The sequence below is a fragment of the Solirubrobacter ginsenosidimutans genome (assembly GCF_027587205.1).
This window is the reverse complement of sequence record NZ_JAPDOD010000017.1, coordinates 125,933-139,533: the sequence shown is the minus strand read 5'-3', so window position 1 is coordinate 139,533 and position 13,601 is coordinate 125,933. Positions and strand designations below refer to the sequence as shown.

13 protein-coding genes are annotated in these 13,601 nt (G+C 71.2%); 10 read left to right on the top strand and 3 right to left on the bottom strand.

Annotation, left to right across the window (positions count from 1 at the left end):
• The first annotated feature begins 2 nt into the window (after positions 1 to 2).
• From OM076_RS18730 to OM076_RS18705, 6 genes are all read left to right on the top strand, one after another.
• On the top strand, positions 3 to 704 hold the full coding sequence (locus tag OM076_RS18730) for a haloacid dehalogenase type II (protein ID WP_270041568.1): 702 nt from the start codon (positions 3 to 5) through the stop codon (positions 702 to 704).
• 238 nt (positions 705 to 942) lie between these two features.
• Positions 943 to 1,713, top strand: coding sequence for a polymorphic toxin type 37 domain-containing protein (locus OM076_RS18725; RefSeq protein WP_270041567.1), 771 nt, complete (start codon positions 943 to 945; stop codon positions 1,711 to 1,713).
• Between the two features lie 6 nt (positions 1,714 to 1,719).
• Complete coding sequence (locus OM076_RS18720; RefSeq protein ID WP_270041566.1) at positions 1,720 to 2,205, top strand: HEAT repeat domain-containing protein; 486 nt, start codon at positions 1,720 to 1,722, stop codon at positions 2,203 to 2,205.
• Between the two features lie 9 nt (positions 2,206 to 2,214).
• A complete protein-coding gene (locus OM076_RS18715) occupies positions 2,215 to 3,246 on the top strand; it encodes an aldo/keto reductase (protein ID WP_270041565.1) in 1,032 nt (343 codons plus the stop codon).
• A 43-nt stretch (positions 3,247 to 3,289) separates the two neighbouring features.
• Positions 3,290 to 5,263, top strand: a complete 1,974-nt coding sequence (locus tag OM076_RS18710) for an HD domain-containing phosphohydrolase (RefSeq protein ID WP_270041564.1) — start codon at positions 3,290 to 3,292, stop codon at positions 5,261 to 5,263.
• Between the two features lie 51 nt (positions 5,264 to 5,314).
• The gene (locus OM076_RS18705; protein ID WP_270041563.1) at positions 5,315 to 6,778 is read left to right on the top strand and encodes a DHA2 family efflux MFS transporter permease subunit; all 1,464 of its coding nucleotides are present in this window, start codon (positions 5,315 to 5,317) and stop codon (positions 6,776 to 6,778) included.
• On the opposite strand, the gene OM076_RS18700 is transcribed toward OM076_RS18705, so the two are convergent.
• Positions 6,722 to 7,210 (bottom strand): hypothetical protein, encoded by a 489-nt coding sequence (locus OM076_RS18700; RefSeq protein WP_270041562.1) that lies wholly within the window; start codon positions 7,208 to 7,210, stop codon positions 6,722 to 6,724. The genes OM076_RS18705 and OM076_RS18700 overlap by 57 nt on opposite strands.
• 239 nt (positions 7,211 to 7,449) lie before the next feature.
• On the opposite strand from OM076_RS18700, the gene OM076_RS18695 reads away from it, so the two are divergent.
• The gene (locus tag OM076_RS18695; RefSeq protein ID WP_272598148.1) at positions 7,450 to 9,504 is read left to right on the top strand and encodes an NAD(+) synthase; all 2,055 of its coding nucleotides are present in this window, start codon (positions 7,450 to 7,452) and stop codon (positions 9,502 to 9,504) included.
• On the opposite strand, the gene OM076_RS18690 is transcribed toward OM076_RS18695, so the two are convergent.
• Together OM076_RS18690 and OM076_RS18685 are read right to left on the bottom strand one after the other, a co-directional pair.
• Positions 9,501 to 9,857, bottom strand: coding sequence for a response regulator (locus OM076_RS18690; RefSeq protein WP_270041560.1), 357 nt, complete (start codon positions 9,855 to 9,857; stop codon positions 9,501 to 9,503). The genes OM076_RS18695 and OM076_RS18690 overlap by 4 nt on opposite strands.
• A 48-nt stretch (positions 9,858 to 9,905) precedes the next feature.
• Positions 9,906 to 10,337 (bottom strand): MarR family winged helix-turn-helix transcriptional regulator, encoded by a 432-nt coding sequence (locus tag OM076_RS18685; protein WP_270041559.1) that lies wholly within the window; start codon positions 10,335 to 10,337, stop codon positions 9,906 to 9,908.
• 44 nt (positions 10,338 to 10,381) lie between these two features.
• Here OM076_RS18685 and OM076_RS18680 point away from each other — a divergent pair, with 44 nt between their 5' ends.
• From OM076_RS18680 to OM076_RS18670, 3 genes are read left to right on the top strand one after another with little or no spacing between them, the layout of a single operon-like run.
• Positions 10,382 to 12,079, top strand: coding sequence for an MFS transporter (locus OM076_RS18680; protein WP_270041558.1), 1,698 nt, complete (start codon positions 10,382 to 10,384; stop codon positions 12,077 to 12,079).
• Entirely contained in the window at positions 12,069 to 12,722 is a 654-nt protein-coding gene (locus OM076_RS18675) for an MBL fold metallo-hydrolase (protein WP_270041557.1), read from the top strand. Before OM076_RS18680 ends, OM076_RS18675 begins: the two co-directional genes overlap by 11 nt.
• Before the next feature lie 44 nt (positions 12,723 to 12,766).
• The gene (locus tag OM076_RS18670; RefSeq protein WP_270041556.1) at positions 12,767 to 13,192 is read left to right on the top strand and encodes an organic hydroperoxide resistance protein; all 426 of its coding nucleotides are present in this window, start codon (positions 12,767 to 12,769) and stop codon (positions 13,190 to 13,192) included.
• Positions 13,193 to 13,601 lie beyond the last annotated feature (409 nt).

Below are 13,601 nucleotides of genomic sequence, written 5' to 3'. Positions count from 1 at the left end.
ACATGAGCCCAATCGACTTCCGGTCCTTTGACGCCCTGACCTTCGATTGTTACGGGACCCTGATCGACTGGGAGACGGGCATCCTGAACGCCCTGAAGCCTGTCCTGCGGGCCCACGAGACGACCGTCGAAGCGGAGCCGCTCCTCGAGGCCTTCGCCCGCCACGAGGCCGCGCTCGAGGCGGGGCCGTACCTCCGCTACGCCGACGTCCTGGCCGGCTGCCTGCGCGGTCTGGGCGACGAACTCGGCTTCGAGCCGACCCCGACCGAGCGGACCACGTTCGGGCGCTCGGTCACGGAGTGGCCCGCGTTCGCGGACAGCCCCGCGGCGCTCGCCCGACTCAAGCAGCGCTTCAAGCTCGGCGTGATCACCAACTGCGACGACGACCTCTTCGCCGCCTCCAACCAGCGCCTCCAAATCGACTTCGACTGGGTCGTGACCGCCGAGCAGGCGGGCGGCTACAAGCCACGGCCGGAGAACTTCGTGTTCGCGTTCGAGCGCATCGACGTCCCGCGCGAGCGCATCCTGCACGTCGCCCAGTCGCTCTTCCACGACCACGTCCCCGCCACGGCGCTCGGCATGACCACGGTCTGGATCGACCGCCGCCAAGGCCGCGCGGGCGGCGGCGCGACCCCGCCCGCCGACGCGCAGCCGGACCTCACGACGCCGGACCTGAAGACCTTCGCCGACTTGGCCACCGCTTAGGAGCCCGTTGACGAATACCGGTGCGCCCGCTGCGGCACATCCGCGGCGCCTCGCGCCACCCACGCTGCTCACGTGGCAGAGCCACGCATCGCGAGCGCGTGCGGCCCGAGGCACTGGCGGCTGCACCACATCGGTTGGACCGACCATTCGTCAACGGACTCCCTAGGCCCGGTCCCACGCCCAAGTGGGGCCGTGGGCCTCATGACAGCGCGCCGCCGACCGCCAAGACTCCAGAGGCATGTCGCGTGCCCGCTCCGAGACCGGTCAGACCGCCGCCGAGTACATGGGCGTCCTGCTCGTCGTCTCGGCGATCCTGGTCGCGCTGCTGCACGGCGGCACGCCGAAGCTGCTGAGTGTCAATGTCGGGCACGCCGTCGATTGCATCGTCGGCATGGGTTGCCCGGCGGCCGCCACTGACCAAGGCGGCGACAGGCCGGCGCCCCCAGGGGCGCCCCCCGCTCCCCCGACGACGACGACCACGGCGGCCGCCGCCGCGTTCCCGACCCCCAACCCGCAGCCCGGCCCCGCGCCGCCGCGGCCCGCGGCCGCCGTGCCGCCCGGCTGGACCGGCCAGGCCGCGAACCTCCCGACCGGCGGCGACCGCCCGTACGTGCCGCCCAAGAACAGCCACGGCAAGCCCAAGAAGGTGCCGGCGGGCGGACGCGGGGGAGCGAAGGGCTACGAGGACGCCGACGGCAACATCTGGGTCTGGAACCCGCCCGGCGGCCGCACCGCCCATGGTGGCCCGCACTGGGACGTCCAGCATCCCGACGGCTCGCACACCAACGTCGACCCCGACGGCAACATCACCCACGGCGACGACAACTTCCCGAACAAGTCTCGCGGCGGGTCCAGCGACGGCGGCGGCAACTCCGGCGACCACCACACGGCCGAGATCGTCGGCGGCACGGCGGCCGGGATCGGCATCGGCGGCATCATCTGGTGGGGCGCGAAGATCCTCTCACCCGCCTGCGGGCCCTTCGCGCCCGTCTGTGCGGTAGTCCTGTAGCCCGAGATGAACGCCGACCAGATCATCGCCGCCCTCGAACTGCCGGCCAAGGACCGCCGCCCGACGCTGTGGGCGATCGAGGAGGACGAGCGGCCGGAGGACGTCGCGCAGGCCCTCGCGATCGCCGAGGACGCCCACACCCGCCAACTGCTCGCCGACCTGCTCGGCTTCCAGGCCGCGCCCGCGGGCGTCGAAGCGCTGATCGCCGCGCTCTCAGACGTCGAGGGCCGCGTACGCTCCGCGGCGGCTGACGCGCTCGGCAAGGTCTTCATGTCGCACCCGGACCTGCCGGAGCGGGAAGCGGCCGGCGCGGCGCTGCTCGCCCGCGCCGGGGTCGAGCCCGAGATCACGACCCGCACCGTGCTCCTCACCGCCCTCGGCACCACGCGCCACGAGCCCGGCCGCGCGACGCTCCAACGCGCGCTCGACGACCCGGACGAGCGGATCCAGAAGTCCGCACGCTGGGCGCTCGAGCACTACCCGAACGGGTAACGTCGCGGCATGGAGTACCGGAACCTAGGCCGCAGCGGCTGCGTCGTGTCCAGCTTCGCGCTCGGCACGATGACGTTCGGCAACGAGACCGACGAAGCCGGCTCGCACGCGCAGCTCAATACCTTCGTCGCGGCGGGCGGGACGCTGATCGACACCGCCGACGTCTACACCCGCGGCGCGTCGGAGTCGATCATCGGCCGCTGGCTGGCCAAGCAATCGCCGGCGCTGCTGAGCGACGTCGTGATCGCCACGAAGGGCCGCTTCGCGATGGGGGACGCCAGGAACGACCTCGGCCTCTCGCGCCGCCACCTGCGCGACGCGCTCGACCAGTCGCTGCGGCGCCTGCAGGTCGATCACATCGACCTCTACCAGGTGCACTCCTTCGACCCGCTGACGCCGCTGGAGGAGACCTGGGGCTTCCTCGACGACGCCGTCCGGGCGGGGAAGATCTCCTACGTCGGGCTCTCCAACTACACCGGCTGGCAGATCCAGAAGGTCGCCGATCTGGCTGAGCACCGCGGCCTGGCCAGGCCGGTCACCTTGCAGCCGCAGTACAACCTGCTGGCGCGCGAGATCGAGTGGGAGATCGTCCCCGCGTGCGAGTCCACCGGCCTCGGGCTGTTGCCCTGGTCCCCGCTCGGCGGCGGGTGGCTGACCGGCAAGTACACCAAGGACGAGCGGCCGACCGGGGACACGCGCCTCGGCGACGACCCCAATCGCGGCGTCGAGGCCTACGACCGCCGCTCGACGGTCCAGCGGACCTGGGACGTGATCGACGCGGTACAGACGATCGCAAGTGACCGCGGCGTCTCGATGGCGCAGATCGCCCTCGCGTGGTTGACCGACCGGCCCTGCATGACCTCCGTGATCCTCGGCGCCCGCACGCTCGAGCAGCTCGAGGACAACCTCGGCGCGGCCGGACTGCATCTCACCGCCGAGGAGACCGCGCGGCTCGATGAGGCCAGCGACCCCGCGGCCGCGTCGTATCCCTACGGCGACCTGGGCGTCGAGCAGCGGGCGCGCAGGCTGCCCGGTAGTTAGCGCGGGTCAAGACCACAGCCGCGCAGTCGATCTCCCTGGGGAGATGGCACCGCGCAACTGGAGACCCGAGCGATGGCTGCTGACGGCGGCGCTGGTCTGCCTCGGAGCGGTGCTGCTGCGCAACCTCGGCGTCATCCCGCCGGTCCTGCCGCAGGTGTGGGACAAGGCGTACAACGGGGTGGAATTCCTCGCGGTCGCCGTCTGCGGCCTGCGGGCGGCGCGCTCGTCCGGCGGCGAGCGGCTGGCGTGGGGGATGTTCACCGTGGGTCTGCTGGGCTTCGCCGCCGGCGACGTCTACTACACCGCGGCGCTGATGGACGTCGCCACGCCGCCGTATCCGTCCTTCGCCGACCTCGGGTACCTGAGCATCTACCCCGCGGCGTACATCGGCCTCATCTGCCTGTTGCGCGCACGTGCGCCCCGCCTGGGAACGGCGCTGTGGCTCGACGGCGTCGTGTGCGCGCTCGCCGGCGCGGCGGTCGGCGCGGCGCTCGTCTTCGGCGTGATCGCCGAGACCCACGGGTCCTTCGCGACCGTCGCGACCAACCTCGCCTATCCGCTGGGCGACCTGACGATGCTCGCGTTCGTGATCGCGGTGATGGTCGTCACCGGCGGCGCCGCGGGACGGACATGGCGGCTGCTCGCGGTCGCGTTCGCGCTTTGGGCGATCGCCGACGGGACCTACCTGTATCGCGTGGCGGTCGGCACCTATCAGGAGTACACGGTGCTCGACACGGCCTGGCCGGCGGTGTACGTCCTGGTGGCGTTCGCCGCCACGAGCCCGACCCGCGCGCTGGACACGCGGCGCCTGCGCGGCGGGATGCTCGCGCTGCCGGCCGCGTTCACGCTGATCGCGCTCGGCCTGCTGGCGGTCGATCACTATCTGCGGCTCAACGCGGTCGCGCTGTGGCTGGCGACGGGCTCGATCGCTGCGGCGGTGGTCCGCTTCGTCCTGACGTTCCGCGAGAACCTCAGGACGCTCGGAGTCAGCGAGACCGAGGCCGCGACCGACGAGCTGACGGGCCTCGGCAACCGGCGCGCGCTGCTCGCCGAGCTGCACCGCCGCGCCGCCACGGCGACCGCGGAGGACCCGCTGCTGCTCGCGCTCTTCGACCTCGACGGCTTCAAGGCCTACAACGACACGTTCGGCCACCTCGCGGGCGACGCGCTGCTCACGCGGCTCGGGCGCGAGCTCGCCGCGGCCGTGGCGGGCTCGGGCAGCGCGTTCCGGATGGGCGGGGACGAGTTCTGCCTGCTCGCGTCCGGTGCCGACGCCGCCGAGACCCTGCGGCGCGCCTCCGACGCCCTGGTGGCCTCCGGCGAGCGCTTCACGATCCGCTCCTCATACGGCGCGGTCCACCTGACCGGTGACGGGCGGGACCCGCTCGACGCGCTGCGGATCGCGGACCAGCGCATGTACGCCGCCAAGCGCGGTGGGCGGCGCACGAACGACGAGACGGTGCACCAGGTGCTGCTGCGCGTCGCGGCGGAGCACGACGGCGCGCTGCGCGACCACGTCGACGACGTCGCCGACCTGGTCGAAGCCGTCGCCGTCGAGCTCGGCCTCAGTGAGGACGAGCGCGTCGAGGTGTGCCGCGCGGCCGCCCTGCACGACATCGGCAAGGTGGCGATCCCGGACGCGATCCTGCACGCCCCGCGCGCGCTGGACGCGAACGAGTGGGAGTACATGCGCCAGCACACGATCATCGGCGAGCGCATCATCAGCGTCGCGCCCGAGCTCACCGGCGTCGCGCGGATCGTCCGCTCCAGCCACGAGCGCTACGACGGCGGCGGCTATCCGGACGGGCTCGCGGGTGAGGCCATCCCGCTGGGCGCGCGGATCGTCGCGGTCTGCGACGCCTACGACGCGATGGTCACCACCCGCGCTTACCGCGGCGCGCGGCCTGCGTCGGAAGCGCTGCGTGAGCTCGTGCGGTGCGCGGGCTCGCAGTTCGACCCCGCGGTGGTCGCGGCGTTCGAGGCCGCGCTCGCGCCCACCGCGGTCGCCGTGATTTAGACCTTCGGACTTGAACGGAGCGGTCCGTTTGCGTCAGGATCGCGGACGGTCATGCGTGAACTCGGTCGCCCCGTGCTGCTTTCGGCTGCCGTCGTGATCTGCGGCGCCGTCATGACGATCCTCGATTCGACGATCGTCAACGTCGCGATCGAGCGGCTCGCGGTGGTCTACGACGCGCGGCTGTCGACGATCCAGTGGGTCTCGACCGGCTACCTGCTGGCGCTGGCCGCGGTGATCGGGCTGGCCGGCTGGGCGGTGGACCGGTTCGGGACGCGGCGGGTGTTCATGACCGCGGTCGCCGCCTTCGCGCTCGGCTCGCTGCTGTGCGGGCTGGCGTGGTCGGCGGGTGCGCTGATCGCGTTCCGGGTCCTGCAGGGCCTCGGCGGCGGGCTCGTGATGCCGGTCGGCATGACGATCCTCGCGCGCGCCGCCGGGCAGGACCGGATGGGGCGGGTGATGGCGCTGGTCGGCGTGCCGATGCTGCTCGCGCCGGCCATCGGTCCGGTGCTGGGCGGGGCGCTGTTGGACAGCGCTTCGTGGCGGCTGATCTTCTTTATCAACCTGCCGGTGGCGGCGCTGGCGCTCGTGCTCGCGGCGCGGGTCCTGCCGCGCGGGGGCGGGGAGGAGCGTGGGGCGCCGCTGGACGTGCTCGGCCTGGCGCTGCTCTCGCCCGGGCTGGCGGCGCTGGTCGCCGGGCTCGCCTCGCCCGCGGGTGGGGCGCTCGCCCATGGCGTCTGGCTGGTCTTGGGGGTCGTCCTGATCGCGGCGTTCGTCGTGCACGCGCTGCGAACGCCGCACCCGCTGATCGACGTGCGCATCTTCCGCGACCGCGTGGTCGCCGCCGCGACCGCGACCACGCTGCTCTTCGGCGCCGCGTTCTTCGGGTCGCTGCTGCTGCTCGCGCTCTACTTCCAGCTCGCCCGCGATCTCAGCGCGCTGCAGACGGGCGCGGTGCTGGCCGCGCAGGGCGTGGGCGCGATGCTGACGATGCCCATCGCGGGCAAGCTCACCGACCGCGTGGGGGCGGGCTCGGTCGTGCGGGTGGGCGTGGCGCTGGTGCTCGTGGGGACGCTGCCGTTCGCGTTCGTCGCCGAGGACGTGCCGGGCTGGATGCTCGTCTGCGGCCTGTTCCTGCGCGGCGCGGGCATGGGCGCGACGCTGATGCCGGCGATGGCCGCGGCGTACGCCGCCGTGCCCGAGGTCGCGGTCGCGCGGGCGGCGAGCGCGCTGGAGATCGTCCAGCGGGCGGGTGCGACGCTCGGCATCGCGCTGCTCGCCGCGATCCTCCAGCACGGGCTCACGGTGCGCGTGCCCGGGTTCCACGGGACGTTGAGCACGGTCGAGGACGCCTCACCGGCCGTGCGCTCCGCGCTGGCGGACCCGCTCACCGCCGCCGCCGGTCACACCTTCACGTGGGCGCTGATCCTCACCGCCCTGACGCTGTTCCCGGCGCTGCTCCTACCCCGCCGGCGCGAGCAGCCCGATCCGCTCCAGGCTGCTCAAGACCTGGCCTGAAAGGTCCTCGGCGACGGCCTCGGCCGCTTCCTCCTCGGGTGTGACTCGGATGCCGAGCCGATAGCCCTCATAGCGGGCGTCGAGGTGCACCTTCCAGGTGAAGTTGCCGCTGCGCTGCATCCCGGCCGCGAACCGGCTCGGGCTCAGCTCGTCCGTCGCGTTGTGCATCAGCCCCGCCCCGACGCGGTCGTGCGGCGGGCGGAAGTCGTAGGTGTGACCCTTCGGCACCACGAACAGCCACAGCGCCCGCGGCGCGAGCAGATCGGGCTGGAGGAACAGCATGTGGCGCGAGATGTAGCCCATGCTGGCGAGGCTGCGCCGCGCCGTCTTGCCGGGCTCAGGCTTCTGCGCCGCGGGGATCGCGGCAAGGATCCGCTCGGCCGCGACGTCGACCACGACCTTGCCCCACGCCTCGAATTCGGTCGGTTCCACGGGTCCAAACCTAGCTGGCCCCGTCGAACGGCCGAGCTGGTCGGCGCTGCCGAACGCCCTGGCGGTGGCGGGCGCGTGGTGATCGCCGGGAGGCCACGCTCGCCCGGATGCGGCAGATCGCGGCCGCGCTCGGCACCGGCCTGCAGAGCAGCGACGGCCAGTTCGGCGAGTCGCCCGGCACCGTCGCCAGGGGCGGGCTGCCCGGCCGTCGGTGACGCCGCGGCGGCCGCCCCGCCAAGATGCAGGGCGTGCAGTCCTTCGACTCCCTCTACAGCCACGGGTTCGTGCGCGTCGCCGCCGCCGTGCCCCACCTGCGCCCGGCGGAGCCGGCCTTCAACGTCGAACGCACGCTCGAGCTGGCGGGGCGGGCGTCGGAGAACGACGCGGCGCTCGTGGTGTTCCCGGAGCTGGGGCTCTCGGCGTACGCGATCGACGACCTGCTGCACCAGCACGCCGTGACCGACGCGGTGCTCGAGGGCCTGGGGCAGATCGTCGAGGCGAGCCGCGAACTGCTGCCCGTGGTGATCGTCGGCGCGCCGCTGTGGGCAGAGGGCGGGCTCTTCAACTGCGCGGTCGTGATCCACCGCGGGCGCGTACTGGGCGTGACGCCCAAGAGCTACCTGCCCGACTACAAGGAGTACTACGAGGAGCGCCAGTTCCGCGCCGCCCGGGAGGCGATCCGCGACGAGCTCACGCTGCTCGGGCAGACGGTGCCGTTCGGCGCCAACGTCCTCTTCGCCGCCGCCGACGTCCCGAACTTCGTCATCCACGCCGAGGTGTGCGAGGACGTGTGGACCCCGATCCCGCCCTCCTCCTACGGCGCGATGGCGGGCGCGACGGTGCTCGCGAACCTGAGCGCGAGCAACATCACGATCGGCAAGGCGGACTTCCGACGCACGCTCTGCATGGCGCAGTCCGCGCGCACGATCTCGGCCTACATCTACACCGCCGCCGGCCAGGGCGAGTCGACCACCGACCTCGCGTGGGACGGGCAGGCGCTGATCTGCGAGAACGGCGACCTCGTCACCGAGGCGGCGCGCTTCAGCGCTGAGGAGCAGGTGCTGTACGCCGACATCGACCTCGAGCGGATCGTCTCCGACCGGGGCATGACGAACAGCTACGGCGACTCGATCCTTGACCAGCGCGAGCGCCTAAAGACTTTCCGTACCGTCAAGTTCGACGTCAGCACGGGGGATACGCCGCAGCCGCTGCGGCGGCGGATCGAGCGCTTCCCCTACGTTCCCGCCGACCCGGTGACGCGTTCGGAGCGCTGCGAAGAGGTCTACAACATCCAGGTCCACGGCCTCGAGACGCGGCTGCGGGCGACCGGGATCGAGAAGGTCGTCATCGGCGTCTCAGGCGGGTTGGACTCCACGCATGCCCTGATCGTCGTCGCCCGCGCGATGGATCGCCTCGGACTTCCGCGCGCCAACGTCCTGGCCTACACGATGCCCGGGTTCGCGACCTCCGACCACACCAAGGGCAACGCGTGGAAGCTGATGGAGGCGCTGGGCGTGACCGCGCGCGAGATCGACATCCGCCCGTCGGCGCTGCAGATGCTGGAGGACCTCGACCACCCGTACTCCGACGGCGAGAAGCAGTACGACATCACCTTCGAGAACGTGCAGGCGGGTGAGCGGACGTCGCACCTCTTCCGGCTCGCCAACCACCTCGGAGGGCTCGTGATCGGCACCGGCGACCTCAGCGAGCTGGCGCTCGGGTGGGCGACGTACGGCGTCGGCGACCAGATGTCGCACTACGCGGTCAACGCCTCGGTGCCGAAGTCGCTGATCGGCTTCATGCTGCGCTGGGCGATCGACACGGCGCAGTTCTCAGCCGACGTCTCCGCGGTGCTGCAGTCGGTCCTCGACACGGAGATCTCGCCCGAGCTGATCCCGGGCGACGGCGACAAGCCGACCGCCGACAGCGAGAGCAAGGTCGGCCCCTACGAGCTCCAGGACTTCTTCCTCTTCTACATCCTGCGCTTCGGCTACCGGCCGAGCAAGGTCGCGTTCCTCGCCGAGCACGCCTGGGGCGACGTGGATCGCGGCCCGTGGTCGGACCTGATCCCGCCCGACCGCCGCAACGCCTACAGCCGCGCCGAGATCAAGCACTGGCTCGGCGTCTTCCTCTTCCGCTTCTTCCAGTTGAGTCAGTTCAAGCGCACGGCGATCCCGAACGCGCCGAAGGTCGGCTCGGGCGGGTCACTCTCGCCGCGCGGGGACTGGCGAGCGCCGAGCGACGCGTCGGCGCAGGTGTGGCTCGACGAGCTGCGCCGCAACGTGCCCGACTAGGCGGCGAGCAGGTCGTCGACCAGCTCGGTGAGCTCGTTGCCCCAGGTGGGCTTGGGCTTGAAGGCGTCCAGGCCCGGGCGCAGGCGGGACAGTTCGTCCTCGCTGGGGGACCGGCCGCTGTGGATCAGGACCGGGACCTCGCTGAGGTCGCGCAGCCGTTCCAGCGTCTCCCAGCCGTCGAGGCCGGGCATCTGTAGGTCGAGCACGACGAGATCGGGACGATTCTCGAAGAAGCGACGGAGCCCGAGGCGCCCGTTCTCGGCGGTGATGACCTCGTGGCCGGCGCGTTCGAGCAGCATGCGCATGACCATCGCCAGGTCGGGTGCGTCGTCGATGACGAGGATGCGTGCCACTCGTTCACATGATGTGGCTCCGATTGTTGATCGCAGCCAGACGTTGGGTTAGGAATCTGCGATCCGGCGCAGGATCGGCGCCGCAGCGCGGATCGTGGCGCGCTCCGCCTCGCTCAGATCTTCGTTGAGCACGCGTGCGAGCCAGCCGACGCGGTGCCGGCGGTCGGCCTCCAGTGCCTCGAGCCCGGCAGGTGTGAGGTCGATGATCGCCCGCCGCCCGTCGGTCGGATCGGGGCTGCGCGCGACCAGGCCCGCGTCCTCGAGCTCGCGGACGGTCTGCGCCATCGACTGCGGACGCATCCGCGCACCCGCGGCCAGCTCGCTGATGCTCTTCGCGCCTTCGCGGTTCAACGCGCCGAGGACCGAGCCCTGGCCGAGCGGGAAGCCATGCTCGGCTCGCACGCGACGGAAGATCTGGCCGAGCGAGACGCGCAGTTCGGCCGCCAGCTCGGTGATGTCCTCGTCCAAGGTCGGCGCCATTATACACAGGCAAACTGTACAGGCTGCCTGTATACTTTCGGCACGTGGCCTCAGATCGATACAAGTGGGTCGCGCTCTCCAACGCGACGCTCGCCGTACTGCTCGCGACGCTCGACGCGTCGATCACGCTGATCGCGATGCCGGACATCTTCCGCGGCATCCACCTGGACCCGCTGCGGCCCGAGAACTCCTTCTACCTGCTGTGGATGATCCTCGGCTACCTGGTCGTGACCAGCGTGCTGATCGTCAGCCTCGGCCGGCTCGGCGACATGTACGGGCGGGTGAAGATCTACAACCTCGGGTTCGTGATCTACACCGTCGCGTCGCTGTTCCTGGCGATCGACTGGTTCACCGGCGAGGCGGGTGCGACGTACCTGATCATCTGGCGGATCGTGCAGGGCATCGGCGGCGCGTGCCTGCTGGCCAATGCCGCGGCGATCATCACCGACGCCTTCCCCGCCAACCAGCGCGGGATGGCGCTGGGGATCAACAACATCGTCGGCGTCAGCGGGATGTTCGTCGGGCTCGTGCTGGGCGGGATCCTGGCCCCGATCGACTGGCGGCTCGTGTTCCTGATCAGCGTGCCCGTCGGCCTGTTCGGGACGATCTGGGCCTACATGAAGCTCGAGGAGCGCTCCGAGCCGCGCAAGACCAAGGTCGACTGGTGGGGCAACCTCACCTTCGCGCTCGGGCTGATCCTGATCATGGTCTCGGTGACCCACGGCATCCGCCCGTACGGCTCGCACGCCACGGGGTGGACGAGCCCGACGGTCCTCGCCCTGCTGGCCGGCGCGGTCGTCTGTCTGGCGGCGTTCGTCTTCGTCGAGCGCCGCGTCGAGAACCCGATGTTCGAGTTGCCGCTGTTCCGCATCCGCGCCTTCACGTTCGGGACCCTGTCGACCTTCCTGTCGGCGGTCGCCCGCGGCGGCCTGATGTTCATGCTGATCATCTGGCTGCAGGGCATCTGGCTGCCCCAGCACGGCTACAGCTTCACCGAGACGCCGCTGTGGGCGGGCATCTACATGCTGCCGCTGACGATCGGGATGCTGATCGCCGGCCCGACGTCGGGCTATCTGAGCGACCGTTTCGGCGCCCGCTGGTTCGCGTCCGGCGGCATGGTCGGGGCGGCCCTGAGCTTCATCCTGCTCGGCTTGCTGCCGACGGACTTCGCGTATCCGCTGTTCGCGCTCGCCCTGTTCCTGGTCGGCGTGTCGATGGGGATGTTCGCCTCGCCCAACCGCGCGGCGATCATGAACAGCCTGCCGAAGGAGCACCGCGGCGCCGGCGGGGCGATGAACCAGACGTTCCAGAACTCCGCCCAGGTCCTCTCGATCGGCATCTTCTTCACGCTGATGATCATCGGGCTCGCGTCGACGCTGCCGGAGACGCTGACCAGCGGCCTCGAGGCGCACGGCGTGCCCGCCGCGACCGCCGAGCACATCGGCGCCCTGCCCGCCGTCTCGGTGCTGTTCGCCGCGTTCCTGGGCTACAACCCGATCCAGAGCCTGGTCGGCGAGCACACGCTCAACGCGCTGTCGGCGCATGACCGGATCGTGCTCACCGGCCCGAACTTCTTCCCCCACCTGATCTCGTCGCCGTTCCGCGACGGGCTGCACACCGCGTTCGCGTTCGCGGTGATCGCGTGCCTGATCGCGGCCGCCGCTTCGGCGCTGCGCGGTGGGCGCTTCCACTATGGCGAGGTCGCCCTCGTCTCACGACCCGAGGAGCAACATGCACGTTGAGTGGTACGGCCAGTCGACCTTCCGCCTGCAGGCGGGTGGCGTGACCGTGGTCATCGACCCGTTCGGCGATATGTCGGCGGCGGCGGCGCGCGGCCTGCAGTTCGACTACCCGCCGCTTGAAGGCGTCAGCGCCGACCTGCTGCTCGTCACGCACGAGCACACCGACCACAACGCCGTCGAGGTCGTCGGCGGGGACCCGGTGCTCATCCGCTCCAGCGCGGGGACGTTCGAGTCCCCGGTCGGCGAGGTCATCGGCGTCGCCTCCGAGCACGACCCGGTGGCCGGCACGCAGCGCGGCGCCAACGTGATGTACGCGTTCGAGCTCGACGGCGTGCGCGTGGCGCACCTCGGCGATCTCGGCCAGTCGATCCTGCGCGGCGAGCAGGCCGCGGCGCTCGGCCAGGTCGACCTGCTGTTCGTCCCGGTCGGCGACGGGCCGACGATCGGCGCCTCGCTCGCCCACGAGATCTCCACGACGCTGGGCGCGCGCTGGGTCGTGCCGATGCACTACCGCACGCACCGCACGAACTTCCTCGAGACCGCCGACGCGTTCCTGGAGCGCTTCGAGCAGGTCACCCGCCCGGGCGCTCGCTTCGAGCTGTCCGAGGTCGCGGAGGGCGCCGTCGCGCCCGCCGCTCCCTAGCGGGTTGTCAGCATGTGACGCGGATCTCGAAACGGGAGGCAACGATGGCGAAAGTGATCTACACGGCGAAGGCGACCGTGACCGGCGGGCGCGAGAACGGCCACGGCGTGACGGACGACGGCGCGCTGGACATCCAGCTGCGCCCGCCCACCGACGGCGGTGGCACCAACCCGGAGCAGCTCTTCGCGGTGGGCTACGCGGCGTGCTTCGAGGGCGCGCTGGGTGCGGTCGGCCGGCGCCAGAAGCTCGAGCTGGGGGAGGTCTCGATCGCGTCCAGCGTGTCGCTGATCACGACCGACGACCGTGGTTACACGATCAGCGCCGAGCTCGACGTGACCGTGCCGGGCGTTGACGCGGACGCGGCGGTGGAGGTCGTGCGCGCGGCGCATGGCGTCTGCCCGTACTCGAACGCGACGCGGGGGAACATCGAGGTTTCGCTAATCGCGAACGGTCAAGCGGTCGTCCTGTAGGGACGAACGTCAACTGCGCCGGGTGGGGGAGCGGGAGTGCCCGGTCGCGTGGTCGACCGTGGGCGTTTGCGGGTCCGTGCGCGGGTTTCGATCAGGTTCGGACTGGTCGAGTTGGCGCGCGGGTGGGGGTGATGAACAATTGAGTCCTCACAGGACGCATTTGTTCGTCACCCCCTCGCGCATGACTTCGTTGCTCGCCGAAACCGATCACCGGAAGGCCCGGCGCGGACGGGGGTGTCAGCACCACGCCCGTAACTGTCGGTATCCCAGCACGACGCTTCAAACCAACGGAGCCGCGCGCCGAGCGGTTCCACGCCAGCCCGGGACGGGTGGCACTGCCACTCCCTCCCCCCTCACCGGCGCAGTTGACTTTCGTCCCGAGCAAAACGCTTGTCCATGGGTAAGGCCT

Excerpts from the sequence above, each read along its gene's own strand:
- OM076_RS18730 (WP_270041568.1), top strand. The coding sequence starts at position 3 with ATGAGCCCAATCGACTTCCGGTCCTTTGACGCCCTGACCTTCGATTGT.
- OM076_RS18725 (WP_270041567.1), top strand. The coding sequence starts at position 943 with ATGTCGCGTGCCCGCTCCGAGACCGGTCAGACCGCCGCCGAGTACATG.
- OM076_RS18720 (WP_270041566.1), top strand. The coding sequence starts at position 1,720 with ATGAACGCCGACCAGATCATCGCCGCCCTCGAACTGCCGGCCAAGGAC.
- OM076_RS18715 (WP_270041565.1), top strand. The coding sequence starts at position 2,215 with ATGGAGTACCGGAACCTAGGCCGCAGCGGCTGCGTCGTGTCCAGCTTC.
- OM076_RS18710 (WP_270041564.1), top strand. The coding sequence starts at position 3,290 with ATGGCACCGCGCAACTGGAGACCCGAGCGATGGCTGCTGACGGCGGCG.
- OM076_RS18705 (WP_270041563.1), top strand. The coding sequence starts at position 5,315 with ATGCGTGAACTCGGTCGCCCCGTGCTGCTTTCGGCTGCCGTCGTGATC.
- OM076_RS18695 (WP_272598148.1), top strand. The coding sequence starts at position 7,450 with ATGCAGGGCGTGCAGTCCTTCGACTCCCTCTACAGCCACGGGTTCGTG.
- OM076_RS18685 (WP_270041559.1), bottom strand. The coding sequence starts at position 10,337 with ATGGCGCCGACCTTGGACGAGGACATCACCGAGCTGGCGGCCGAACTG.
- OM076_RS18675 (WP_270041557.1), top strand. The coding sequence starts at position 12,069 with ATGCACGTTGAGTGGTACGGCCAGTCGACCTTCCGCCTGCAGGCGGGT.
- OM076_RS18670 (WP_270041556.1), top strand. The coding sequence starts at position 12,767 with ATGGCGAAAGTGATCTACACGGCGAAGGCGACCGTGACCGGCGGGCGC.